Origin of the sequence: Xanthomonas sp. D-36-1, from assembly GCF_017746155.1 — a bacterium.
Taxonomy (GTDB): Bacteria; Pseudomonadota; Gammaproteobacteria; order Xanthomonadales; family Xanthomonadaceae; genus Xanthomonas; species Xanthomonas cissicola.
This window is the reverse complement of sequence record NZ_JAGHWR010000025.1, coordinates 24,704-49,214: the sequence shown is the minus strand read 5'-3', so window position 1 is coordinate 49,214 and position 24,511 is coordinate 24,704. Positions and strand designations below refer to the sequence as shown.

Sequence of the window (24,511 nt, the reverse complement as noted above, 5' to 3'; positions counted from 1 at the left end):
GGTGCGTCGGCGTGCCGCTTACTTGAAACAAGACGCATAGCGCCGATTCCGCCATCTCGGTGAAATCCGACCGGATCTGTGCGCCTGAGTGGAGCGATGGCTGGGCGCTTTGCTTTCCGACCTTGCGAGGTCGATGCGGGAGAAGCAAAGCGCTGGTCTGCGGCCTGGCAGCAGGGTCTTGCCCGCCCACCAATCGCAGGGCACACGCCGCAAGGACGTCCTTGCCGGCTCTTGCGCGCATCCGTGTCGCCCAAGAGCCGCGACGGTGGGCGGGCAAGGACCAGTCGAGATGGTCGATGCGCAGAGCTTAAAAATACGGCCAGTCCACTGGCTGGTGCGGCGTCCTTAGCTCTTCAATGAAGTCACCAACGAACTGTCCAGTGCGGTGTCCCGCAATCGGCGAGGGCGCCGCGTTTTCGATACGCTGGCTTCAGCTTTGGGAAACAGTGCGGTAGTTGGAGCTCCGCGGTGACCGGAGCTTGGCGGCGTGCACCGTGCACCCCAGCCAGGCTAACGCATCCAACGATGCGCGCACCGCGCGCTATGCGATCCTGTGCATCGCTTTCCAACGGACACGATCGCATATGGCGGTGGATGCATTTGCCTTGATTCTGGCCATGTTGGGGCTGGGCCTGCTGTTCGCCCGCCTGCGGGTGTTGCCGGACAACAGCGCCGATGTGCTCAACCGCATCGTGCTGTACATCTGCCTGCCGGCGTCGGTGCTGACCTATGTCCCGCGCCTGCATCTGGACGCTTCGCTCGGTGGGGTGATCGCCACGCCATGGCTGCTGACCGCCATCATCGTGCCGCTGCTGTGGGGCTGCAGCCGCCTGTTGCGCTTGGGCCGCGCCGAATACGCCGCGCTGCTGATGTGTGTGGTGTTTACCAATTCCAGCTTTATCGGCTTTCCGATGGTGCGCGCGCTGATCGGCGATCACGCGCTGCCGTATGCGGTGGTCTACGACCAGTTCGGCACCTTCGTGTTGCTGTCCACGTTCGGGCTGTATGTGCTGGCCCGGTACAGCGGCGATACCCCGCCGACCGCACGGCTGATCGTGATGCGCGTGCTGCAGTTCCCGCCATTGTGGGCGCTGCTGTTCGCCTTGACCCTGATGCCCGAGCAGCAGCCGGTCTGGATTGGCTCGGGCCTGAAGAACCTGGCCGATGCGATGTTGCCGCTGGTGATGCTGTCGGTGGGCTTTTCGCTGCAGCTGCGCCTGCCTGCCGACGAACTCAGGCCCTTGGCCGTCGGCCTGGTGTTCAAGCTGCTGCTGATGCCGGTCCTGGCCTTGCCGTTGTCCTGGGTGCTGGGCCTGCATGGGCAGATGCTGCAGACCAATGTGCTCGAATCGGCCATGCCCACCATGATCACCGCCGCCGCGCTGGCCATCTCGCACCGGCTGGCGCCACGCCTGGCTGCGGCGATGGTCGGCTACAGCATCCTGCTGTCGCTACTGACGCTGCCTGCGTGGGCCTGGCTGCTGGCGCAGCTGGTGGCGTAAGGCCGTAACGCTCCCAACAGCCAGAACGCGGTGGTGCCGTACGCACGTGCTTGTTCGAGCTGCGGTAAACCAGGACCTGCAACATCGGTGCCATGCTGCATTGCGACGCCGCGGCCGAGCGATGCGCGCGGAAGATCCTTGCGCCGTGCCAGGCTCCCATCGTTTCGTTGCCACGCACCGCTGCGGCGCAGGGCCTCGCGCTCATCGGCTGAAGGTCTGCGCTGTCGTTGCCTGCCCCCGCAGCAGTGCGTTTAACGCGTTTCGACTACTTCCTCACCTTGCCGCGGTGTACGCTGCCGGCTTGCTCCCGGAAGCGAGGCGTGCATGAAGACAGTCCTGGTGGCCGCCTCCAAAGGCGGCGTCGGCAAGACCACGATCGCCACCAATCTGGCCGCACATGCGGCGTTGCAAGGCCAGCGCACCGTGCTGGCAGATGCCGATCCGCAAGGCTCGTCCACCCGCTGGGCAGAGCGCCGCGCCAGCCTGGAAAGTGCCGTCTTGCCGATCGATGCCACCAAGCGCCGCAGCTGGCAGAGTGCGGTGCCGGACGGCACCGATACCCTGATCGTCGATGCGCCGGCCGGCGCCATGGCCGAGGACCTGAGCGGATTTCTCGACCACGTCGATGCCATCGTGGTACCGGTGCTGTCCTCGGCGCTGGATATCGAAGCGGTGGTCGGCTTTCTCAACACGCTGGCCAAGGTGCCGCGCGTGCATCAGCGCAAACTGCCGGTGGGCCTGGTGCTCAATCGTGCCCGCCCCTGGACCCAGACTTCGCAACAGGCCGCCGACATGATCGGCAGCTGGCCGTATCCGCTGGTGACCCAACTGCGCGACACCCAGGCCTATGTGGTGATGGCCGGGCTGGGACGTAGCTTGTTCGACTACCGCTCGGCGCAGGTGCGCGACCATCAACAGGACTGGGAGCCGCTGTTCAAGTGGCTCAGGAAGTCCTAGAACCGGAAAGTTCCTATGCGCGAATTGATCTTGTTGCGACACGCCCACGCCGAACCGGCCGATACCGGCCAAGCCGATTTCGATCGCCCGCTGTCGCCGCACGGCATCGCCGAGGCCGAAGCGGCCGGGCGTTGGTTGCGCGAGCAGCGGCTGGTGCCCGACCGGGTGCTGTGCTCACCGGCCCGCCGCGCCCGCGAAACCCTGGAGGCGGTGCTCGAGCTCACCGGCTACATCGAACAACGGCTGGACGAACGTATCTATGAGGCCACGCCCGGCACCCTGGCCAGCCTGGTGGACGAACATCGCGAGGCCGAGCGCCTGCTGCTGGTGGGCCACAACCCTGGCCTGGAACGGCTGGCCGCGCTGATGCACAGCGGCCAGACCGGCGATTACCGCGGCATGCCCACCGCCTCGATCGCGTTGCTGGCCTTGCCGCTGGACGCCACCACCGAGCCGGGCATCGCCCGCCTGACCGCCTTCTGGTGGCCTTGATCCGTGTCATCGTCGCTGCGCTGGTACGCCTGGCTGGCGCTCTGGGTCGTATTTCCCTGCATGGCGCAGCAGAAGGTGCAGTCCATCGACCCGGCGCAATCGCGCTTCGGGTTCGAGATCAAGACCCGCTTCGGGACGAAGATCGAGGGGTTTTTCCCGCGTTTTCGCGGTGACGTAGTGACGTTGGCCGATGGGCGTCAGCAGGTGCGTTTCCGGCTGGACGCCACTCAGGTGGAGATCCCCGGCAAGGACCGGTACACCAGCTGGATGCGCGGCGAGGATTTTTTCGACGTTGCGCAGTACCCGGTCGTCGAATTCGAGTCGCTGCCGTATGTCGACGCAGTCGTGAAGCAGGGTGGCGACATCGTCGGCAACCTGACCATCCGCGGAATCACGCATCTGGAAACGCTGCATGTGGTGCCGGCTGAATGCACGCGGCCGGGCTATGATTGCGACGTGATCAGTCGAGGGACGGTCCTGCGTGGACGTTACGGAATGAATGCGTGGCAGATGGCCCTGGGCGACAGGGTGACGTTCATTCTGCGTGGGCGCCTGCAGGAGGCACGGCGCCCGTGACGTATCTGTTGAGGGTTTGCGTGCTGGCAACGTTGTTGCTCGGCACCGGATGCGCCAGTCTGTCACAAACCGAACGCAACCGTGCCGCAGGTGTCGCCGCTGCGGCACGCAGCACGGCGGTCAATTGCACCCAGGCCAATCGCTGCGCGCAACCCTCGCCATTGCGCGCGCTGGGCGGCGAGGCGATCACCGCCTCCACACCAGTGGCGCCGCGGCATTACGCCACCATCGTCGACCATGGCGAAGAATCGCTGGTGGCCCGGCTCAACCTGATCCGCAGCGCCACCCGCAGCATCGATCTGCAGACCTACATTTTCGATAAGGACGACAGCGCGCGCATGGTGCTGGACGCACTGGTGGACGCCGCCCAGCGTGGGGTCAAGGTGCGCATCCTGATCGATCAATTGTCGGCGATCGCCGATCTGCAGATTCTCGGTGCGCTCGCCAGCAGCCATGAAAACCTGCAGCTGCGCATCTACAACCCCACCTTCGGCAAGGTCAAACTCAATTACTTCGATTATGCCGGCAGCGTGCTGTGTTGCTTCCGCCGCTTCAACCAGCGCATGCACAACAAGCTGCTGGTGGTGGACGACGTGCTGGGCGTGGTCGGTGGGCGCAATTACCAGGACGACTATTACGACTGGGACAGCGAGTACAACTTCCGCGACCGCGACGTGATTCTGGCCGGGCCGGAAGTGCGCGCCATGGCCGCCAATTTCGATGCGTTCTGGCGTGCCCGGCGCAGCGTACCGGCCGAGCGTCTGAACGATGTCGGGCGCCTGCTGCTGGAGCAGGGCGTGCCGACGATGCCGCCGGCCGAATTCCGCCGGCCCGACCGGGTGGCGCGGGTAGACCGCGAAGCGCGCGACCCGCAATTCGTGCGCGACGCCTTCGTGACCCCGGCCATGCCGGTGCAGCGTGTGCTGTACGTGGCCGATCTGCCGCAAAAACACCGCCGGGAACATGCGGCCAAGGCAGTGTCCACGGCGCCGGAACTGGATGGCCTGATTGCCGGCGCGCAGCAGGAAGTGCTGCTGCAGACCCCCTACTTGGTGTTGTCCGACCAGGCGCAGGCGATCTTCCGCACGTTGCGCAAACACCCGCAGCCGCCGCGCATCGTGGTGTCGACCAATAGCCTGGCCGCCACCGACAACCCCATCGTGTATGCGCTGTCGTACAAGTTCAAACGCCGCAACCTGCGCGAGCTGGGCTTCAATGTGTACGAGTTCAAGCCGTTTCCGCTCGATGCCCCGGTGGATTACGCCAACCTGGTGCCGGACCCGCTCAACCCCGCCTCCGACGTCAATCAGGACAGCCGCAACAATCGCCTGATCGGCGGCAGCGCAGCGGGCAATGCGATGCGCGGCAGCAGCGGCCCGGAGGGCAGCGCCAGCGCGAGCGCCGGCAACGTGCTGCGCGGCAGTGGTGGCGGCCGTGCGCCGGGTGGGAGCGAGGTCGATCGGCGCGTGCTGCGGACCGAAACGCGGCCCTCGTTCCTGGGCACGCGCGCGGTCAACAAGCCGCTGCCGGTGACCCGCGCCGGTGCGCGCATGGGCTTGCATGCCAAGTCGTTGGTGGTGGATCGCCGCATCGGCGTGATCGGTACGCACAACTTCGACCCGCGCAGCGAGAACTACAACACCGAAGCGGCCGTGGTGATCGACGATGCGCGCTTTGCGCAGGCGCTGGCTGCCAGCATCGAACGCGACATCGCTCCGGAAAATGCGTGGACGGTGGCGCCGCGCGAAAAGCCGCCGGTGCTGAGCGGGTTGAACTACAGCGTGGGCAAGGTCTCCGAAGCCTTGCCGGTGCTGGATTTCTGGCCATGGCGCTACGCCACCAACTACCAGTTCCAGCCCGGCCCGGATTGTCCGTTTCCGCTCAAGCGGCAGGACCCGCAGTTCCGCCAGTGCTATGTGGCGGTGGGCGATTTCCCGGAGGTCAATGTCGGCCCGAAGTGGCTGCTGGTGCGCATGCTGACCGCTTTCGGCGCCGGGCTGGTACCGATTCTCTGATCGGCTGGCGTGCCAGGCGGGTCGCAGCAGCGAGTGCCTGAGCGTGCAGCACGTTGTGGTTGGATGGACGCAGTTTGGCTGCGGATCGGCTCCTGGACACCGGAAATCGCCGAAGCAGCTGCAGTTGCCACCGGCAAGTGTCGCGCAACGCATCGGCGCCGCCAACGAATGCTGTCAGGCGCCGGCACCACTCCCCAGTTGCATCGCACCCCAGGCGCCTGGATGCTCTTGCTCTTGCGCTTCCCATTCTCCACTCCCAGCCCATGACCTTCCGCGAACCCGTCGATCTAGCCGCCCTCAATGCCGCCAGCCGCGATACCTTGATCGAGCATCTGGGCATCGTCTTCACCGAGGCCGGTGACGATTGGCTGCGCGCCACCATGCCGGTGGATGCGCGTACCAGGCAGCCCTATGGCCTGCTGCACGGTGGCGCCTCGGTGGTGCTGGCCGAAACGGTGGGCAGCAGCGCCGGCAACCTGTGCGTGGATATGGCGACCCAGATCTGCGTGGGCCTGGAGATCAATGCCAATCACCTGCGCGCTGCCACCCAGGGGCTGGTGACCGGCACTGCGCGGGCAGTACATGTGGGGCGTAGCACGCATGTCTGGGACATCACCATCGAAAACCCGGCCGGCAAACGCGTCTGTGTGTCGCGATTGACCCTGGCAGTGGTCCCACGCAGCAATGGCTGAGCTCGTCCGGCAGCGGCATGCATGGAACAGCGTCATCCGCTGCCGGCACTGCGCGGCGGCCACGCTGCTGTCACAATGGTTGCGCCTCCTTCCCCCGTTACCGGTTCCGTTCGTCGAATGAGCGAGTCATCCCTGGACGCCACGCGCGACGCTGGCGGCGCGTTGCGTTGGTTCCGGTATCTCTACCGGGTGCCACTGTTATTGCTGCATCTGTGTCTCGGCCTGCCGGTCACCATGCTGTGCGTGGTGGTACCGGCGCTGGCGCGGATCCGCATCGGGCACGACGACACCCTGGAGGAGCGGATGATCCGCTGGTGGCAGGGCACCCTCATGCGCGTGTTCGGCTTCCGGCTACGCCGTTTCGGGACGCCGCTACCGGGCGCGACCCTGTTCGTGGCCAACCACGTCAGCTGGGTGGATATCTCCATCCTGCACAGCCAGCGGGTGATGGGGTTCGTGGCCAAGCGCGAAATTGCCGGCTGGCCGCTGGTGGGCTGGCTGGCGACCAAGGGCCAGACCATCTTCCACCAGCGCGGCAATACCGAATCGCTGGGCGGGGTGCTGCAGGAAATGCTGCTGCGCCTGCAAAGCGGCAAGCCGGTGGGGGTCTTCCCGGAAGGACGTACCCGTGGCGGTACCGAAGTGGGCCCGTTCCATGCGCGCATCTTCCAGGCAGCGGTGGAAGCCGGCGTGCCGGTACAGCCGGTGGCGCTGCGGTACGGGTTGCGCGGCAACGCGCAGGCGGTGGTGGCCTTCGGTGAGCGCGAGAGTTTCTTCGCCAATATCGTGCGCCTGCTGGGCGAGCCGTCGCGGTTGGCCGAAGTGCATTTTCTCGAGCCGATTCGCGCGCTGGACATCGAAGGCCGTCGTCGCATGGCCGAGACCTCGCGCCAACGGATCGTCGCAGCGATGGAGTCCTAGCCGACGATGCGCGCGCGCCTCTCCCCTGCGGCCAGCCGCAACGCCGGTGCGATACGCGCATGAACGCCTCCGACTACTTGCCGCCGCGCTGGCTGCGCAATCCGCACGTGCAATCGGTGCTGGGCAGCAGCGCCCTGCGGCGCATCCGCAGCCGTCAGTTGCTGGCCGCCAGCGGCGCGGTCACCAGCGAACATATCCTCGATGGCGGCGACGGTGTGCGCCTGCAGGGCTGGATGAGCGTCCCGCCCGGCGATGCGCCGCCACGCGGCACCGTGCTGTTGCTGCATGGCTGGGAGGGCAGCGCCGATTCCAATTACATGCGCCTGACCGCCGCGCGCCTGCTCGGTCTGGGCTACCAGGTGTTCCGGCTGAACTTCCGCGACCACGGCGGTACCCACCATCTCAATGTGGACCTGTTCCACTCCGACCGCATCGAAGAAGTGGTCAATGCCGCAGGCGATCTGTGGCGGCGTTTTCCTGCGCCGCAATTGCTGGCTGCAGGGTATTCGCTGGGCGGCAATTTCGCGCTGCGGCTGGCGCTGCGTGCGCCCGCCGCCGGCCTGCCGCTGGCGCGCGTGGCGGCGGTGTGCCCGCTGCTGGACCCGGCCGCCACCATGACCCGGCTGGAAAAGGGCCCGCAGTTCTACGATTGGTACTTCCGCCGTAAATGGCGCGAATCGCTGCTGCGCAAGCGCAAGCTGTTCCCCGAGCAGCACGGGTACGACGACGCCACCCTGGCGCTGGACATGCGCGGGCTGATGGCCTGGCTGGCGGTGAAACACACCGGGCATGGCTCGCTGGAAGCATACTTCGACAGCTATTCGATTGCCGGCCAACGCCTGGCCGACCTGCAGGTGCCGGTCGACATCCTGATGGCCGAAGACGACCCGGTGATTCCGTTCGAAGATTTCGCCGCCTGGCAGTTGCCGGCGCATGCGCAGCTGGAAATCGCGCGCTGGGGCGGGCATTGCGGCTTTCTGGAAAACGCCCGCGGCGATGGCTTTGCCGAACGCTGGGTGGCCGAGCGGCTGACCACGGCGCGCGAATGACGCTGAGGCGACATCCGTCCATGGATGCAGTGATCGCCGTTTTGCCAGTGGGCGTCGGTTGCGTGATGGTCTACTTCAGCGCGATCAGCCTCTACACCTATCTGCAGACCGGGGAGATCCTGTTCCGCTCACGCGCAGGATCGGTTTCCGTGGGCGCCCATGCTGCGCTGTGGCATCTGGCCCAGTTGGTGTTTGGGGCGCTGTGCGTGGCCTATGGCGCGAGCGTGCTGCGTCGGAAGTTGGCACGCGTTTCAACCTCTGGCCGGGGGCGAACGAGCGATGTGGGTTCGCACCGCCGATAACGCCCAGCTTGCACACGGCGCCGGCACAGCGCCAGACGGCAGCGTCCGTTGCACATGCAAGCGCCCCAGCGCGCATCGTTACAATAGCGGTTTGTCCAGGACCCGCCGCCGCCATGCAAGACGCCATTCTTCAAGCCCTGCGCCGCAATGCGGCCGACGATGCGGTGGCGCTGGCCCGCGAGTGGGTCACCAACGCGCCCGACCACGCCGCCGCCCACCGCTGGCTGGCGCTTGCGCTGCAGCAGCAAGGGCAGCCGGCGCTGGCGCTGGACAGCATCGATACCGCGCTGACGCTGGCGCCCGAAGATGCCGACCTGCATCTGCTGCGCGCCGGCGCATTGCTGGCCACGCGCGATCTGTCCGCCGCCGATGCCGCGCTGTCGCGCAGTACCGCGCTGGATCCCAATCAGTTCAATGCCTACGTCATGCAGGCGCATCTGGCGGTGGCACGCGGCGATCTGGACGAGGCCGAGCGGCTGAGCCGCACTGCCGCGCGCCTGGCGCCAGAACATCCGCAATTGCTGGCGGTCGATGGCGTGGTGGAAATGCGCCGCGGCCAGGACGACCGCGCGCTGTCGCTGCTCACCCGCGCCGCCGAGCAGCTGCCGGACGATGCCCGCGTGCTGTTTTCGCTGGGCTTTGCGTATCTGCAGAAAGAGCATTTTGCGTTCGCCGAGCGTGCCTTCGAGCGCGTGATCGAGCTCAATCCCCCCGGCACCGCGCTGCGCGCCTTCATTGCCCAACTGGCGCAGCGCCAGGGCCGCCTGGACGACGCAGTGGCGGCGATGCAGGGCGTGCTCGACCAGCCCGGCGGCGATCTGCCGGCCATGCGCCGGCTCGCCGGCGAAATGGAGCTGCAGGCCGGTCGCCCCGATCAGGCCGCCGCGCACCTGCGCCTGGCACTGGCGCACTGGCCGGCCGACCGCCGCACGCTGCACGCGCTGCTCACCGCCTGGGAGCGGCTGGGCGCGGTGGACGATGCGCGCGACACCCTGGATGCGGCACTGGCCACCTCGGCCACTGCGCACGACCTGTGGCTGGCCCGCCTGGCGGTCGAGCCGGTCGGTGGGCCGCAGGCGCAGGCAGTGATCGAGCGCTGGCTGCTGGCCATGCCCGAACACCTGCCGGCCCTGGAAGCGCTGATGCGCGTGCACGACATGCAGGGCCAGGCCGACGCAGCGGAGATGGTGGCGCGTCAGATCGTGGCGGTGGAGCCGGGCCGCATCAGCGGCGAGCAGCGCATTGTCGAAGCCTTGCTGCAACGCGACCCACCGGCGGCGATCGCCTGCGTCGAATCGTTGATCGAATCGCTGCCTGCACCGCAGCAGACCGTGCTGCGGCCATGGTTGGGCAATGTGCAGGACCGCGCCGGCCAGCCCGATGCCGCCGTGGGTACCTGGATGCAGTTCCATCGCGAACAGGCCCAGCATCGGCTGCCGTTGCCGCCGCAGGCAGCCAAGCAGCCGACGCAGTGGCCTGCGCTGGGCAGCATTCCCGACAGCGTCACCGCGCGCCCGCTGTTCGTGTGGGGCACGCCCGGCTCGCATGTCGAACGCCTGGTCGCGGTGATGGGCGCGGCCACCCCACTGGTGCGTGGCGACCGCTATGGCACCACGCCGCCATCGGATGCGCTGCAGAGCTACCGCACCCTCGAACAGTTGGCTTCCGGCGAATTGGCACCGACGGCGCTGGTGGAAGGCTGGAAGGCGCAACTGCCGCGCCGCGGCATCGACGACGGCAATGTCATCGACTGGCTGCTGTGGTGGGACAACACTCTGCTGACCGCGCTGCGCCCGCATCTGCCCGAGGGCCGGCTGGCGATCGCGCTGCGCGACCCGCGCGACATGTTGCTGGACTGGCTTTCGGCCGGTGCGTCGGCGCCGCTGGCGCTGCAATCGCCGCAGCAGGCCACCGACTGGTTGTTGATCGCGCTGGAACAGCTGGCCACGCTGCACGAGCGCGACCTGTACCCCCACCGCATCATCCGGCTGGACGGGATCGAAAACGACCCGCAGGGAATTTCGACGGCCCTGGAGCAGGCGTTCGGACTGAGCTTCCCGCTGGTCGAACCGCGCGGCCCGGCGCGGTTGGCCTCCGGCCGCTGGCGCGATTACCGCGACGTGCTCGGCGCGCAGTTCGATCTGCTCACCCTGATCGCGGTGCGCTTCGGCTACCCGCAGGACTGAGGCGCCATCAACGCGGTCGTGCCCACGGCAGGTGGGCGTGGCCGCCGCCTCGCGCTGCTGCAGTGCATGCAGGCGCGGTATGAGCGTGGCGGTAAACCCGGCCGAGCGCATCAGAAGGTTCCATGGCCACGTCTTCCGCTGCGGCGCAGAGCCAGGCACCCTGATCCGTATCGCTTCTCTCGGAGACCCGCCATGCGTCTGACCAGCAACAGCATCGAAAACGGCACGCCCATCGCGGTGGAATTTGCCGCCGGCACGCCGGAGGGCTTTGCGCCCAACCGCAATCCGCACCTGGCCTGGCGCGAGGTGCCGGCCGGCACACAGTCGTTTGCGCTGCTGTGCCTGGACCCGGACGTGCCGACCGTGCCCGAGACCGTCGGCCGCGACGACCTGCAGATTCCCGTCGAGCAGCCACGCACCGATTTTGTGCATTGGGCCATGGCCGATATCCCCGCCGATGTGCATGAGATCGCGGCGGGCAGCTGCAGCGACGGCTTCGTGGTCAAGGGCAAGCAGCAGCCCCCCGGCCCGGCCGGTGCCCGGCAGGGGCTGAATTCCTACACCCAGTGGTTCGCCGGCAATGCCGACATGGCCGGCGACTACCGCGGCTACGACGGCCCGTACCCGCCGTTCAACGACCTGCGCGTGCACCGGTATTTCTTCCGCGTGTTCGCGCTGGACGTGGCCAAACTCAGCCTGCCCGACAGCTTCTCCGCCGCCGATGTGCTGTCGGCGATGCAGGGTCATGTGCTGGCCGAAGCGGCGTTGCACGGTACCTACACCTTGAACCCGTCGCTGCGCTGAGCGATCGCGCCGATGGCGGCGGTCGCTCCATCCCCCATGACGCCAGCCACGTTCGGCCGGCGTCGCAGCACAGGCAATCCCCCTTGAACGCATTCCAGATTGGCAATCAAACCGGCCTCGAGAGCCTGGTTGCGGTCGAGATGCCCGAACCAGTTGCAGGGGCTGGTGAGGTCATCGTCGCTCCGCGACTGGTCGGGCTGATCAACCGCGACCTGCAGATCCTGAAGGGCACCTACGGCGGCAAGCTTGCGCCCGCGCGCGTTCCGGTTGCCGAGGGTGTGGGCATCGTGACCTGCGTCGGCGCAGGCGTCAGCCAGGTCGCGCCTGGCGACCGTGTCGTCAGTGGGCACTTTCCCACCTGGCTGGATGGCAGGTTCGATGCCGAGATGTTCGCCCACGACCTGGGCGTGACCCACGACGGCTGGCTGGCCGAAAAGGTGTCGCTGCCTGCCAGTGCCCTGATCAAGGTGCCTGCGTCGCTGGAGGACGAAGATGTCGCTGCGCTGGCATCGGCTGCGGTGACCGCCTGGCACGCGCTGGTGGAAGTGGCCAGGATCAAGGCCGGCGACCTGGTGCTGTGCCTGGGAACCGGTGGCGTCTCGATGGCTGCGCTCCAACTGGCCAAGCTCCACGGTGCCCGCGTCGCCATCACCTCGTCCAGCGACGACAAGCTCGAGCTCGCACGCCGCCTGGGCGCCGACATCACCGTCAACTACCGCACCCACCCCGACTGGGCCGAGGCGGTGATGCAGCTGTCCGGCGGCGGCGCGGACGTCGTCATCGAGACGGGCGGGCAGGACACCTTGGGCCAGTCGATCAAGGTGGCGGCCGCGAATGCGACCATCGTGGTGATCGGCGTGACCCCCGGCGCGGCCTCGCCGATTCCCGACTACGTGGCGTTGATCCGCAAGAACGTGACCATTCGCGGGATCGCCAACGGAAGCCGGGCGATGTTCGTGGACCTGCTGCAGGCGATCGAGCAGCACCGCATCAAAACCCTGCACAGCAAGACGTTCCGGTTCGACCAGGCGCCCCAGGCCTTGGACTATTTCGCCAAGGCGCAACACGTGGGCAAGGTCCTCATCCGGTTCTGATGCGGGTAGCGGCGTCGCAGGGTGCGCGGCCCAATGCTGCAGCCGCGCTAGCTGCCGGCCTCGATCATCTGGTCGAGCACGTACACCGGTTTGGTACCAGGCTCGCTGCCGGCCGGGTAGCGGGTCACGCGTAGCAGGGTGCGTATGCCGTCTTCATGGTCGAAACCCTCGATCGTGCCCTCGTAGGGCTGCCATGATGTTGCGGCCTGTACGGTGGCAGGTGCGTCCGGGTCGTGCTCGCGCACTTGCAGGCAGCGCCGCGCGGGGTCGGAAACGCAGGGCATGGTCTCTGCGGCGACTTCGATCAACAGCGTCTGCCCCGGCCCGCCATAACCGGTGTCCGCAGTGGGCGTGCCGCCGAAGATCAGCACGGTGCCGTCGCTGCGGGTCAGGGTCAGGCGGGGCGCGGCTGCTGCGTTGTCCATGATCACTGCGAAGCGCCCGGACAACAGGTCGCTGGCCGCGCGCTCCTGCGCCATCCGGCGTGCATCGGCGCACATTCGCTTGCTCGAGACCACCCGGCCAATCTGCACGTGCGCCTCGGCCACGCGGTAGGTGGCGCCCAGCGCGTTGCAGGTCTGGCTGACCTGGATGCGCTGATCGCTGAAATCCAGTTGCACTGGCGGCACGCCGTCGACGAACAGGCTGCGCAAGGCCGTGCCATGCGCATCGCTGGCCCGCTGCAGGTGCCAGTGCTGCGCGCGCAGGGCGGCGCGTAACGGGACATTGTCCGTGTCAGAGGGAGCGGCGACCGGCGCCCGCGCAGCAGCATGGCTGGAGCCGGGCGGCTCCGGCGATGCACCCGACCCGCAGGCCGTCACGCCCGCCGCCAGCAATGCTGGGGCCAAGAACACGGCACGCATGCGCAGCTCCCGGTGATCGATGCGTCAGTGATACCGCCAGCGTGCGCCCGCGGCAATGACCGGCGTCACGACGTGGACGCCCCGGAGCGCCAACCAACGACCGCGCGCACTGCCAGGCGGGCGCGGGCGCTGCCCGGAATCGGCTGCTGTCGCCGGTCCGCTGCAGTGCCCAGCGTGCCGTCCACAATCTCTCGGGGGCGGCGCTTTGCGTTCCTGGCGCCTGGCCCGCATGGCGCAACCATCGCGACCTGCAGGCCAGGTAGGGGCGGTCGGGTGTCAGCCCGCAGCCGCCGGCAGCCACAGCAGCAGGGCGGCGCCCAGCAGCATGCGGTACACCGCAAACACCGTGAAACGGTGCTTTTTGATATAGCCCAGCAGCCACTTCACCACCACAAAGCCGGTGATGGTCGCCGCCACGAAGGCCACGGCCACATCGGTCCAGTTTTCGGTGCCGAAACCGCCTTCCTTGTACATCTCCAGCAGCGCGTAACCGCTGGCCGCGAACATGGTCGGAATGCCCACCATGAACACGAAATCCGCCGCTGCCGAGCGCTTGCTCAGGCCCAGCAGCATCGCGATGAAGATCGTCGAGGCCGAGCGCGACGTACCGGGAAAAACACCGGCCACGACCTGCGCCAGGCCCACTGCGATGGCCACCTTCCAGGTCACCACATCGCGCTCGGGCAGCTTGCCGGCGAAGTGTTCGGCCACCAGCATCCACACCCCGCCGATCAGCAACGCCCAGGCGACCGGTTGGAGCGTTTCGGGCAATTGCCAGCCGGCCTTGCGCACGATCAGCCCGACCACCGCGGTGACCAGGAAGGCCACGCCCACCTTGAGCACGTAGTCGCGGTTGGCGCGCTCGCCCAGGCCGGTGGCCAGGCTCCACAGGCGCTGCCGCAGCGCCAGGCAAATGGCCAGGATCGCGCCGGCCTGGATGACGATATTGAAGAAGTCAGAACGGCGTCCGAGCCATTGTTCGGCGATCAGCAGGTGGCCGGTGCTGGAGATCGGCAGAAATTCGGTGAGGCCTTCGAGAATGCCCAACAGCAGGGCGGAAATCAGATCGGACATCGGACTGGGCAGGGGTGAGGGAGGCGCCAGGATAGTGCATTGCGGCATGCACCACATCGGTGCTCCGCGTTTCCATCTTTGCACCTGAATAGTGCGATACGGCTTTTACGGTCGCGAGCGATGTAAGCAAAATCAAGGGCTTGTGAAGCACCAAGGCTTGGCACGGTCCCTGCTGTAGTACCGCCCACGAGCCACTTAACTCCTGCCTGAGGTTTCTTCCGATGTCCGTGGAAAATGTTGAAAAGCTGATCAAGGACAACAAGGTCGAGTTCGTCGACCTGCGCTTCGTCGATATGCGTGGTGTACAGCAGCACATCACCTTTCCGGTCAATATCATCGAGCCGGCGCTGTTTGAAGAAGGCAAGATGTTCGACGGCAGTTCGATCGCGGGCTGGAAGGGCATCAACGAGTCGGACATGGTGTTGCTGCCGGACGCCGGCACCGCGTATCTGGATCCGTTCTTCGCCGATCCGACCATCGTGCTGACCTGCGACATCCTCGACCCGGCCACCATGCAGAGCTATGAGCGCGATCCGCGCGGCATCGCCAAGCGCGCCGAGGCCTATCTGAAATCCTCCGGCACCGCCGACCAGGCGTTCTTCGGCCCGGAGCCGGAATTCTTCATCTTCGATTCGGTGCGCTTTGCCAACGACATGGGCCACACCTTCTTCCAGGTGGGTTCGGAAGAAGCGGCCTGGAACACCGGCGAAAAGTACGACGGCGGCAACAGCGGTTACCGCCCGGGCGTGAAGGGCGGCTACTTCCCGGTTCCGCCGACCGACAGCCTGCACGACCTGCGTGCGGAAATGATCAAGACGCTGGAACAGGTCGGCATCGAAACCGAAGTGCACCACCACGAAGTGGCCACCGCCGGCCAGTGCGAGATCGGCACCAAGTTCAGCTCGCTGGTGCAGAAGGCCGACGAACTGCTGACGATGAAATACATCATCAAGAACGTCGCCTACCGCAACGGCAAGACTGCCACCTTCATGCCCAAGCCCATCGTGGGCGACAACGGCTCGGGCATGCACGTGCACCAGTCGCTGGCCAAGGGCGGCGTCAACCTGTTCACCGGCGACGGCTACGGCGGCCTGTCGCAGCTGGCGCTGTGGTATATCGGCGGCATCTTCAAGCATGCCCGCGCGATCAACGCCTTCGCCAACTCCGGCACCAACAGCTACAAGCGTCTGGTCCCGGGCTTCGAGGCGCCGGTGATGCTGGCCTATTCGGCGCGTAACCGTTCGGCGTCGTGCCGCATTCCCTGGGTCACCAACCCCAAGGCGCGCCGCATCGAAATGCGCTTCCCCGATCCGTTGCAGTCCGGCTATCTGACCTTCACCGCGCTGATGATGGCCGGCCTGGACGGCATCAAGAACCAGATCGACCCGGGCGCACCGAGCGACAAGGACCTGTACGACCTGCCGCCGGAAGAAGAGAAGCTGATTCCGCAGGTCTGCTCCAGCCTGGACCAGGCCCTGGAAGCGCTGGACAAGGACCGCGAGTTCCTCAAGGCCGGCGGCGTGATGAGCGACGACTTCATCGACGGCTACATCGCGCTGAAGATGCAGGAAGTCACCAAGTTCCGTGCTGCGACCCACCCGCTGGAGTACCAGCTGTACTACGGCAACTGAGTTCCACCGCGGTGATGGCGGAGGCCCCCCTCCCACCTCCGCCATCGCCGCACACTTGTTCGAGCGATCCGTGGCCCCGGCCATGGATCGCAGGGGTAATGAGAGAGCACATCGTTCGCGGCGCGCGGGCCTGACCTCTCCCACGAGGCGGATGCATGACATCTGCCGGGGTCCGCGCAATCGCGAACGATCGGATGCCGGGGTAGGCATCCAGGTGAATGACACCGCCGGGCGGCGCAATGCCGGCCGGTTCTTTCCACCATTCGGGGTATGCGCATGAAATTGATCACCGCCATCATCCGGCCGTTCAAGCTCGACGAGGTCCGCGAGGCCTTGTCTGCAGCAGGCGTGTCGGGCATCACCGTGACCGAGGTCAAGGGCTTCGGGCGTCAGAAAGGCCACACCGAGCTGTACCGCGGCGCCGAGTACGTCGTCGACTTCCTGCCCAAGATCAAGATCGAAACGGTGGTCACCGACGACCGCCTGGACGCGGTGGTCGAAGCGATCCAGAACGCCGCCGGCACCGGCAAGATCGGCGACGGCAAGATCTTCGTGACCGCGATCGAGCAGGTGGTGCGCATCCGCACCGGCGAGATCGGCGCCGATGCGCTCTGACCCCACCAGCCCCGGAGTTCGTATGAAGACAGCTCTCTTTGCCGGGTGGAAAGCCCGGTTCTACAGCGTGTGCATGCTGATGCTGTTCAGCGCGCTGATGGTGGGCGGCATGGGCAGTGCGCATGCGCAGTCCACGCCGCAGGTCACCCCGCTGCCGACCGAGCCGGTCACCACCGAACCGCTGCCGTCGGCGCAGCCGGCCGCCCCGCCGGCCGCCGCCGCCGAAGCCGCACCGGTGGTGGAAAAGGGCGATGTCGCCTGGATGCTGACCTCCACCCTGCTGGTGCTGATGATGGTGGTGCCGGGCCTGGCGCTGTTCTACGGCGGCATGGTGCGCGCCAAGAACGTGTTGTCGGTGCTGATCCAGGTCGCCACAGTCTTTTCGCTGCTGACCATCCTGTGGGTGTTGTATGGCTATAGCCTGGCGTTCTCCGGCGAAGGCGCGTGGATCGGCAACCTGGACAAGGCGCTGCTCAAGGGCGTCACCATCGAAACCCTGGCGGCCACCTTCACCAAGGGCGTGAGCCTGCCGGAATACGTGTTCGTCGCGTTCCAGGCGACCTTCGCCGGCATCACCGGTGCGCTGATCGTGGGCGCCTTTGCCGAACGCGCCAAGTTCGCCGCGGTACTGCTGTTCTCGGTGATCTGGTTCACCTTCGGCTACCTGCCGCTGGCGCACATGGTCTGGGCCACCGGCGGGTACCTGTTCGGACTGGGCGCGCTGGATTTTGCCGGCGGCACCGTGGTGCATATCAATGCCGGTGTTGCCGGCCTGGTCGGCGCCTATTTCGTCGGCAAGCGCGCCGGGTTGGGGCGTGAGGCGATCAAGCCGCACAACGTGACCCTGACCTTCGTCGGCGCCTCGCTGCTGTGGGTGGGCTGGTTCGGCTTCAACGCCGGTTCCAACCTGGAAGCCAATGCCGGTGCGGCGCTGGCCTTCCTCAACACCTTGCTGGCCACCGCCGCCGCCATCCTGGGCTGGTCGCTGACCGAGAAGATCATCAAGGGCAAGTCGTCCGCGCTGGGCGTGGCCTCGGGCATGGTGGCCGGCCTGGTCGGTATCACCCCGGCCTGCGGCACCGTGGGTCCGTTCGGTGCGATCGTGATTGGCCTTGCCGCCGGCGTGCTGTGCGTGTGGGGCGTCACCGGTCTGAAGCGCCTGCTGGGCGCCGACGACAGTCTGGACGTGTTCGGCGTGCATGGCCTGGGCGGCATCATCGGCGCGATCCTCACCGGCGTGTTCTCGGCGGCCTCGTTGGGCGGCCAGAAGGGCGGCGATTACGACATCGTGCACCAGGTCGGCATCCAGGCGCTGGGCGTCGGGATCACGGTCGGCTGGATCGGCGTGGTGTCGGTGGTGGGCTTTCTCGTCGCCAAGCTGGTGTTCGGCCTGCGCGTCAGCGAAGAAGCCGAGCGCGAGGGCCTGGACATCACCTCGCACGGCGAAGCCGCGTACGAGTCCTGAGCATGCACACCCGCGGCCGCGCTGCCGCGGGTGGCGCCACGACCCGGCCGGGATCGCCCAGCCGGGTCCGTTTTTTCCCGCCGCCCGCTGGGCGCGGAACCACTGCCGAGGTGCCTGCATGACCAGCCCCACGCCCATGACTGCCGGCGCGGATGCACGCTGGATCGGTGCGACCCGCCGCCGTCCGGCCTACATGGTGTCTCCGTACGCTTCGCTTCGCGCGACATCGATGCATGGCGCTGCCGTTTGCACTAAATTGGTGCAATGGTGACGTCCTCTTCCATGCCATCGCTGGACAGCCTGGGCACACCGGTCGCCTGGGCCGACCGCGAGGGCCGCGTGCTGGGGGTTAACCCGGCGTTTGCCCGCTGGCTCGGGGTCAGCGCACGGCGGTTGGTCGAACAGCCCCTGGCCGCGCTGGAAGTGCAGGGCGACGCGCTGGCGCGCTTTCTGCTCAACGACGAGCGCGACGTCTTGCGTCTGCACCGGCTGGCGCTGGGCCTGCCCAACGACGCGCCGCGCTTTGCCGAGGGCTGGCTGTCGCGGCTGGACGATGGCGGCTGGCTGCTGGAAACCCACCCGGTCGACGAATTCCCCGCGCTCGATCCCACCCACGCCCTGCCCAACGCCTTGAGCGCTGCGCTCAAGGGGCTGGCGCACGAGCTGCGTAACCCGCTGGCCGGGCTCAAGGGCGCCGCGCAGTTGCTGGCGCGCCGCGCGGCCGGGCGCGATGAAGACGAACGCGAACTGATCGAGCTGATCGGCACCGAGATCGAGCGCCTCAACACCCTGCTCGAACGGCTGCTCTCGCCCACTCCGGCGCGCCCGCACGATCGCCTCAACATTCATGTGGTGCTCGAACGGGTGTTACGCCTGGCCGAAGCCGAAGGCGGCTGGTCGGTGCAGGTGCAGCGCGATTACGACCCCAGCATTCCGGACATTCTGGGCGATGGCGACCGTTTGACCCAGGCGGTCTGGAACCTGGTGCGCAACGCCTTCCAGGCCGGCGCCACGCGCGTGACGCTGCGCACCCGCGTGGAGCACGGCCAGCGCATCCGCGACCGCGTGCATGCGATGTCGCTGCGGCTGGAGATCATCGACGACGGCGGCGGCGTGCCGGAAGAACTGGCCGAGCACCTGTTTCTGCCATTGGTCAGCGGCCGTGCCGAAGGCAGCGGGCTGGGCCTGGCGCTGGCCCAGCAGGTCTCGCGCGAACACCACGGCACGCTGACCTATCGCTCGCGTCCGGGCCATACCGTTTTCACCCTGCTGCTGCCCGAGCTGGCCGGCGATCACGACAAGGAGCATCCACATGGCTGAGGCCGCCGGCGTATCCCACATCTGGGTGGTCGACGACGACCGGTCGGTCCGGTTCGTGCTGTCCACCGCCTTGCGCGATGCAGGCTACGCCGTGGACGGCTTCGACAGCGCCGCGGCCGCGCTGCAGGCGCTGGCCATGCGGCCCATGCCGGATCTGCTGTTTACCGACGTGCGCATGCCCGGCGAAGACGGCCTGACCCTGCTCGACAAACTCAAATCCAAGCACCCGCAGTTGCCGGTGATCGTGATGTCGGCCTACACCGATGTTGCCAGCACCGCTGGCGCCTTCCGCGGTGGCGCGCACGAGTTCCTGTCCAAGCCGTTCGACCTGGACGATGCGGTGGCACTGGCCGCGCGCGCATTGCCGGACGCCGATGCCGGCGTCGAAGAGATCCTCGCCACGCGGCTGGCCGAAGGCTCGGCCTCGTTGATCGGCGACACGCCCGCGATGCAGGCCTTGTTCCGCGCGATCGGCCGCCTGGCGCAGGCGCCGCTGTCGGTGCTGATCAATGGCGAAACCGGTACCGGCAAGGAGTTGGTGGCGCGCGCGCTGCACAACGAATCCCCGCGTGCGCGCAAACCCTTCGTCGCGCTCAACACCGCCGCCATCCCGGCCGAATTGCTGGAAAGCGAGTTGTTCGGCCACGAAACCGGCGCGTTTACCGGGGCGACCAAACGGCATATCGGCCGCTTCGAACAGGCCGATGGCGGCACGCTGTTTCTGGACGAAATCGGCGACATGCCATTGCCGCTGCAGACCCGGCTGCTGCGCGTGTTGGCAGAGAACGAATTCTTCCGCGTCGGTGGGCGCGAATTGATCCGCGTCGATGTGCGCGTGATCGCCGCCACCCACCAGGACCTGGAAGCGCTGGTCGAACAAGGCCGCTTCCGCGCCGATCTGCTGCACCGCCTGGATGTGGTGCGCCTGCAATTGCCGCCGCTGCGCGAACGGCGCGGCGACATCGCGCAACTGGCCGAAAATTTCCTGGCCATGGCCGGGCGCAAGCTCGACATGCTGCCCAAGCGGCTCTCGTCGGCCGCGCTGGAAGACCTGCGCCAGTACGACTGGCCGGGCAATGTGCGCGAACTGGAAAACGTGTGCTGGCGCCTGGCGGCGCTGGCGACGTCGGACATCATCGACGTGGTCGACGTGGACGCCGCACTGGCGCGCGGCGGCCGTCGTCACCGCAGCGGTCGCAGCGACGGGCAGTGGGACGACATGCTTTCCAGCTGGGCCGCGCAACGCCTGAGCGAAGGTGCCCAGGGCCTGCACGCCGAAGCGCGCGAGCGCCTGGACAGAACCTTGCTGGAAGCGGCGCTGCAACTCACCCAGGGCCGCCGTGCCGAAGCCGCCGCCCGCCTGGGACTGGGCCGCAACACCGTCACCCGCAAGCTGGGGCCGGGCCGCAAGCGCCGCTGATCAGCCCGCACGCGGAGGTGAGCCCTCTCCCACCTGCGTGAGAGGGCGTGAGGGGCACCTGCAAAAAGCCGGACTACGCGCAGGTGTTTGAGCCACACAGCGAAACAGGCGAGCTTGACGAGCATCGCGGCACGCGTGCATGAACTCTTCGTTGTTTGCTCGCACGCGCCACTGCCTCGAGTCAGGCGGCGCGCGACGCCGCCATCCGTCCTTCGAGCAGCTTCCCTCGCACGCGGGAGAAGGCAAGACGGTCGGGCAGGGCGGGCATCGCGCTTTGCAGTCGAGTTCCTCTCCCGGCTGCGGGACAGGGGCGGTGCGAGCACGTTTGCGCATCTCCGGCCAGCGACACCTAGCCCGTAAACTCGTGGGCTGTCCCAAGTGCATTTCATGACACGTGAACATGCACCCGCATAGGTTTCCAGCCTGATCAGGAGAACTGCTCGATGCGTTACCGGTCGCCCACGATCGTTGCCCTCACCGCGCTGGCGCTGGCCGCCTGCAGCAGCACGCCGCCGCCGCCCAAGGCGCCTCCGCCGCCAGCAGCGCGGGTAGTGCCTGCGCGCCCGGTGCAGCAAGCCGAGGCGGCGCTGGCATCTGCCTCGGGCAGCCTGGTCAGCGGTCGGGTAGTGCTGGTGCCGGCGCTGCAAGGCATTCGCCTCACCGGCACCATCGGCGGCTTGCGTCCGGGCGCCGTGTCCGGATTCCATGTGCACGAACGCGGCGATTGCAGCGCAGCCGACGCCAGCAGCGCCGGCGCGCATTTCAACCCGGCCGGTTCGCCGCACGGGCGTGCCGGTGGCGGCGCGCATCATCTGGGCGACATGGACAATCTCCGTGCAGACGCCGAAGGCGTGGCGCATCTGGACATGATTCTGTCCGGCATCAGTCTGGGCGATGGCGCCCCGACCGACGTGATCGGCAAGTCGCTGATCGTGCATGCCGACCCCGACGACTATCGCAGCCAGCCCAGCGGCAATGCCGGTGCGCGCCTGGCCTGTGGCGTCATTCGCGTCACCCAATGGGGCACGCCCCCTTCGCAGCCCTGAGTCGGGGCATCAACGGCTGCAGTTGCGGCCTTTCTTCAGGAGTACTCCATGCGCATTGTTCCGACCACCTTGTTTCTGGCCACCGCCCTGGTGCTGACTGCGTGCAAGCGCGATGAACCAGCGCCGGCCGAGCCGGCACCCGCACCGCAGGCCAGCACGCCGGCCGCAGCGGCGCACGGTGGCGAACACGCCGCCTCCATGGTCACCGAAGCGGCAGCCACCACCACCGCGACCGCCGAGCTCAAGCCGACCAAGGGCAATGACGTCAAAGGCACGGTGACGTTCAAGACCGTCGACGGCGCGCTGCGCGTCACCGGCCAGCTCAGCGGCCTCAAGCCCAATACCGAGCATGGCTTCCATATCCACGAAAAGGGCGATTGCAGCGCACCGGACGGCAGCAGCGCCGGCGGCCATTTCAACCCGTCCCAGTCCGATCACGGCAATATCAGCGCCGACCCGCACCACGGCGGCGACATGCCCAACATCACCGCCGACGCGCAGGGTAACGCCACCATCGACGGCCCGGTCTCCAGCAACGTCAATCTGGGCAAGGCCGACCAGTTCGATATCGCCGGCCACGCGGTGATCGTGCATGCCGACGCAGACGACTACAAAACCCAGCCCACCGGCAACGCGGGCGGCCGCCTGGCCTGCGGCGTGATCACCACCGACAACGCGCAGGCGGCGACCAAGTAAGCGCGCTGCGTTGCGCCATGGTCCAGGCTGCGGCGCAACGCTTCAATCGCAGATCAAATTTGTTGAATGCTCACCCGGCGCTGAGTCACGTCAGCGCGATGAGGTAAGGCAGGGGGGCGATTAACTCGCCCTAGTCGCTGCTGGTCATCGACTTTCCTGCATAGAATGCCTGTGCAGCATCCTTGCAAATCTGCTCATAGAATGCATCGGCGTCTTCGGTGGTGTAGCCGGCACCCACGAAGCATCCGCGTGCGATTTCATGAAGCGAGTGCCGGATGCTGCTGGCATCGTCGTATACAGCATTGAGGCAGGCAACCACGACACCGACATCCTCTTTCGAAAGGCGCGGCTCTCCGCTCATCAAGCGTGCATGGTTGATGCATGCAACGGCATTTGCACTAGTGAACGAGTCGCCCAGGCCAGAGCAGTCTTCAAAGCCGGTGCCTTCTGCGTTGAGTTTGAAGTGCGCGATCGGCAGGCCTTCCATGTTCTTCTGCTTAGCCATTTTCATGAAGTCTGCAAGCGTTTCAGGTTGATCCTGCAGACGTCTTGACTGAATCTTCGTTTCCAGCTTTTGCAGTAACGGTCCGGCGATGCTGGTATTTCTTTTCAGGACACTGATGGAGGGATCTTCGAACATCAGGGTCGCATCGATCCTGTCGGTTTGCTCTTGCGATAGCAGTCCGTTGGCGATCAGGGTCTTCATGATGATTTTCTCCGGGTGACCCCAATGCTCGTCGGCTGCATAGACTTGCCGGAAATTCAATATTGCCTGGCCGGCGGCGTGCTGTGCTTGCTTACCAAGCTTGTCAGTGTCCTCCAGTGCCCGTTCAAACGATTGCATGCACTGCTTCAGGGACAGTGCCTTGTCGCTCTGTGAGGCCTGTTTGAAGTGCTGCATGCCGCGGTTGATGAAGGGCCGGGTGATCGAGCGTGAGGTATATCCACTTGCTCCGGTTTGGACGTTGGGCACGCCAACCAACGAGTACTTGTTTTTCCTGTCGTACAGCTCGCTCTTGCTCAGGTCCGGATCCGCTGGCATTTGCTCAGGTGCATACTTGGTAATGCACTCCCGCTTGATCCGCTCCCCCTTGAGGCAAGCGAAGTTGGTGAGAAGCGATTCCCGCGCGGCTTGGCTGTCGAAAAGATGACCGACATAGACCTTGGTCGCCGCGCGGTAATCGGTCATGGTGGCGAACTGGTTGGAACCGCACGTTCTGATCGGTACAAAGGGGCGGCTATGGGATGCACGCTCCTCCTCAGTGGCACTGTGGTACCGGGCGTAATACGTCTCGGCCTTTGCGCATCCTTTATCCAAACGATCATTACTGGTAAAGCCGCCTTTGCCATCGACCAGCGATGTCGTGGACAGAAAGAAATTGTCTGCAACATAGCCAGCACCGGCGATGCCCAGGGCGTACTTGGCCGCCCGAGATGCCCATTGTCCGCCCCGGCCCCCGTTGTTTTGGCGTGCGCCTTCTTTTTCGCCGGACTTCCTCTGCGCTCCTTGCCTGGCGTTTCGCGCTGGCAAGGCTGCCAGCAAGCCTGCGGTCTCATTTTTGTGGAGCGATGTGGATGCCGACGCAGAGGGGGGCTGCGTTGACGCTGCATCATGGGCAAGAAACCGTTGAATGGCAGTCAATGGGAGTTGGGCTTTGGTGCGCATGGATGTATCTCTCAAGTGCAGGACAGAAACCGGCGACGCCGCCGAATGCATGCTCGGAGCCATCGGAGCTTGTTGACTAGGCGAAGTGCTGATGGACGAATGGAATAGGGCCTATGAAAAGCATG

The 24,511-nt window shown here is 66.4% G+C and carries 22 protein-coding genes; 19 read left to right on the top strand and 3 right to left on the bottom strand.

Annotated features, from left to right (window positions below; all coding sequences use genetic code 11):
• Positions 1-584 precede the first annotated feature (584 nt).
• From J7367_RS07690 to J7367_RS07635, 12 genes are all read left to right on the top strand, one after another.
• A complete protein-coding gene (locus J7367_RS07690; RefSeq protein WP_057659344.1) occupies positions 585-1,502 on the top strand; it encodes an AEC family transporter in 918 nt (305 codons plus the stop codon).
• 324 nt (positions 1,503-1,826) lie between these two features.
• Positions 1,827-2,459 (top strand): ParA family protein, encoded by a 633-nt coding sequence (locus tag J7367_RS07685; RefSeq protein WP_003488448.1) that lies wholly within the window; start codon positions 1,827-1,829, stop codon positions 2,457-2,459.
• Positions 2,460-2,474: 15 nt separating this feature from the next.
• On the top strand, positions 2,475-2,951 hold the full coding sequence (locus tag J7367_RS07680; RefSeq protein ID WP_057659342.1) for a histidine phosphatase family protein: 477 nt from the start codon (positions 2,475-2,477) through the stop codon (positions 2,949-2,951).
• A gap of 3 nt (positions 2,952-2,954) precedes the next feature.
• Positions 2,955-3,527 (top strand): YceI family protein, encoded by a 573-nt coding sequence (locus J7367_RS07675; protein ID WP_033481702.1) that lies wholly within the window; start codon positions 2,955-2,957, stop codon positions 3,525-3,527.
• On the top strand, positions 3,524-5,542 hold the full coding sequence (locus J7367_RS07670) for a phospholipase D family protein (RefSeq protein WP_033481704.1): 2,019 nt from the start codon (positions 3,524-3,526) through the stop codon (positions 5,540-5,542). The genes J7367_RS07675 and J7367_RS07670 overlap by 4 nt, the downstream gene beginning before the upstream one ends.
• 263 nt (positions 5,543-5,805) lie before the next feature.
• Complete coding sequence (locus tag J7367_RS07665; RefSeq protein ID WP_007968096.1) at positions 5,806-6,234, top strand: hotdog fold thioesterase; 429 nt, start codon at positions 5,806-5,808, stop codon at positions 6,232-6,234.
• A 21-nt stretch (positions 6,235-6,255) separates the two neighbouring features.
• Positions 6,256-7,155, top strand: a complete 900-nt coding sequence (locus J7367_RS07660; protein WP_007968095.1) for a lysophospholipid acyltransferase family protein — start codon at positions 6,256-6,258, stop codon at positions 7,153-7,155.
• Between the two features lie 59 nt (positions 7,156-7,214).
• Positions 7,215-8,204 (top strand): alpha/beta fold hydrolase, encoded by a 990-nt coding sequence (locus tag J7367_RS07655; protein WP_007968094.1) that lies wholly within the window; start codon positions 7,215-7,217, stop codon positions 8,202-8,204.
• A 20-nt stretch (positions 8,205-8,224) separates the two neighbouring features.
• Positions 8,225-8,506 carry a hypothetical protein gene (locus J7367_RS07650; RefSeq protein WP_057659340.1) on the top strand — a complete coding sequence of 94 codons (282 nt, stop codon included), beginning with the start codon at positions 8,225-8,227 and terminating at the stop codon, positions 8,504-8,506.
• Positions 8,507-8,619: 113 nt separating this feature from the next.
• The gene (locus J7367_RS07645; protein ID WP_057659337.1) at positions 8,620-10,692 is read left to right on the top strand and encodes a tetratricopeptide repeat protein; all 2,073 of its coding nucleotides are present in this window, start codon (positions 8,620-8,622) and stop codon (positions 10,690-10,692) included.
• A 192-nt stretch (positions 10,693-10,884) separates the two neighbouring features.
• Positions 10,885-11,496, top strand: a complete 612-nt coding sequence (locus J7367_RS07640) for a YbhB/YbcL family Raf kinase inhibitor-like protein (RefSeq protein WP_017157349.1) — start codon at positions 10,885-10,887, stop codon at positions 11,494-11,496.
• A gap of 83 nt (positions 11,497-11,579) precedes the next feature.
• Positions 11,580-12,590: an NAD(P)-dependent alcohol dehydrogenase gene (locus J7367_RS07635; protein ID WP_057659335.1), complete on the top strand. Its 1,011-nt coding sequence runs from the start codon at positions 11,580-11,582 to the stop codon at positions 12,588-12,590.
• Positions 12,591-12,637: 47 nt separating this feature from the next.
• On the opposite strand, the gene J7367_RS07630 is transcribed toward J7367_RS07635, so the two are convergent.
• Together J7367_RS07630 and J7367_RS07625 are read right to left on the bottom strand one after the other, a co-directional pair.
• Positions 12,638-13,453 (bottom strand): META domain-containing protein, encoded by an 816-nt coding sequence (locus tag J7367_RS07630; protein ID WP_057659333.1) that lies wholly within the window; start codon positions 13,451-13,453, stop codon positions 12,638-12,640.
• 276 nt (positions 13,454-13,729) lie between these two features.
• Complete coding sequence (locus J7367_RS07625) at positions 13,730-14,527, bottom strand: undecaprenyl-diphosphate phosphatase (protein ID WP_007968085.1); 798 nt, start codon at positions 14,525-14,527, stop codon at positions 13,730-13,732.
• Positions 14,528-14,748: 221 nt separating this feature from the next.
• Between J7367_RS07625 and glnA the strand changes: the two genes are divergently transcribed.
• The 7 genes from glnA to J7367_RS07590 all read left to right on the top strand — a co-directional run bounded on the left by glnA (position 14,749) and on the right by J7367_RS07590 (position 22,720).
• Positions 14,749-16,158, top strand: coding sequence for a type I glutamate--ammonia ligase (gene glnA / locus J7367_RS07620; protein WP_003488480.1), 1,410 nt, complete (start codon positions 14,749-14,751; stop codon positions 16,156-16,158).
• A gap of 276 nt (positions 16,159-16,434) precedes the next feature.
• Positions 16,435-16,773, top strand: coding sequence for a P-II family nitrogen regulator (locus J7367_RS07615; protein ID WP_002808480.1), 339 nt, complete (start codon positions 16,435-16,437; stop codon positions 16,771-16,773).
• 22 nt (positions 16,774-16,795) lie between these two features.
• The gene (locus J7367_RS07610; protein ID WP_057659331.1) at positions 16,796-18,238 is read left to right on the top strand and encodes an ammonium transporter; all 1,443 of its coding nucleotides are present in this window, start codon (positions 16,796-16,798) and stop codon (positions 18,236-18,238) included.
• A 264-nt stretch (positions 18,239-18,502) separates the two neighbouring features.
• The gene (locus J7367_RS07605; protein WP_016850649.1) at positions 18,503-19,558 is read left to right on the top strand and encodes an ATP-binding protein; all 1,056 of its coding nucleotides are present in this window, start codon (positions 18,503-18,505) and stop codon (positions 19,556-19,558) included.
• The gene (gene ntrC / locus J7367_RS07600) at positions 19,551-20,978 is read left to right on the top strand and encodes a nitrogen regulation protein NR(I) (RefSeq protein WP_057659329.1); all 1,428 of its coding nucleotides are present in this window, start codon (positions 19,551-19,553) and stop codon (positions 20,976-20,978) included. Before J7367_RS07605 ends, ntrC begins: the two co-directional genes overlap by 8 nt.
• Before the next feature lie 443 nt (positions 20,979-21,421).
• On the top strand, positions 21,422-22,024 hold the full coding sequence (locus tag J7367_RS07595) for a superoxide dismutase family protein (RefSeq protein WP_057659326.1): 603 nt from the start codon (positions 21,422-21,424) through the stop codon (positions 22,022-22,024).
• A 48-nt stretch (positions 22,025-22,072) separates the two neighbouring features.
• Complete coding sequence (locus tag J7367_RS07590) at positions 22,073-22,720, top strand: superoxide dismutase family protein (RefSeq protein ID WP_057659324.1); 648 nt, start codon at positions 22,073-22,075, stop codon at positions 22,718-22,720.
• Between the two features lie 130 nt (positions 22,721-22,850).
• Here the strand turns inward: J7367_RS07590 and xopAG are convergent, their stop codons facing one another.
• The gene (gene xopAG, locus J7367_RS22480) at positions 22,851-24,386 is read right to left on the bottom strand and encodes a XopAG/AvrGf1 family type III secretion system effector (RefSeq protein WP_280514368.1); all 1,536 of its coding nucleotides are present in this window, start codon (positions 24,384-24,386) and stop codon (positions 22,851-22,853) included.
• Between the last annotated feature and the right edge of the window lie 125 nt (positions 24,387-24,511).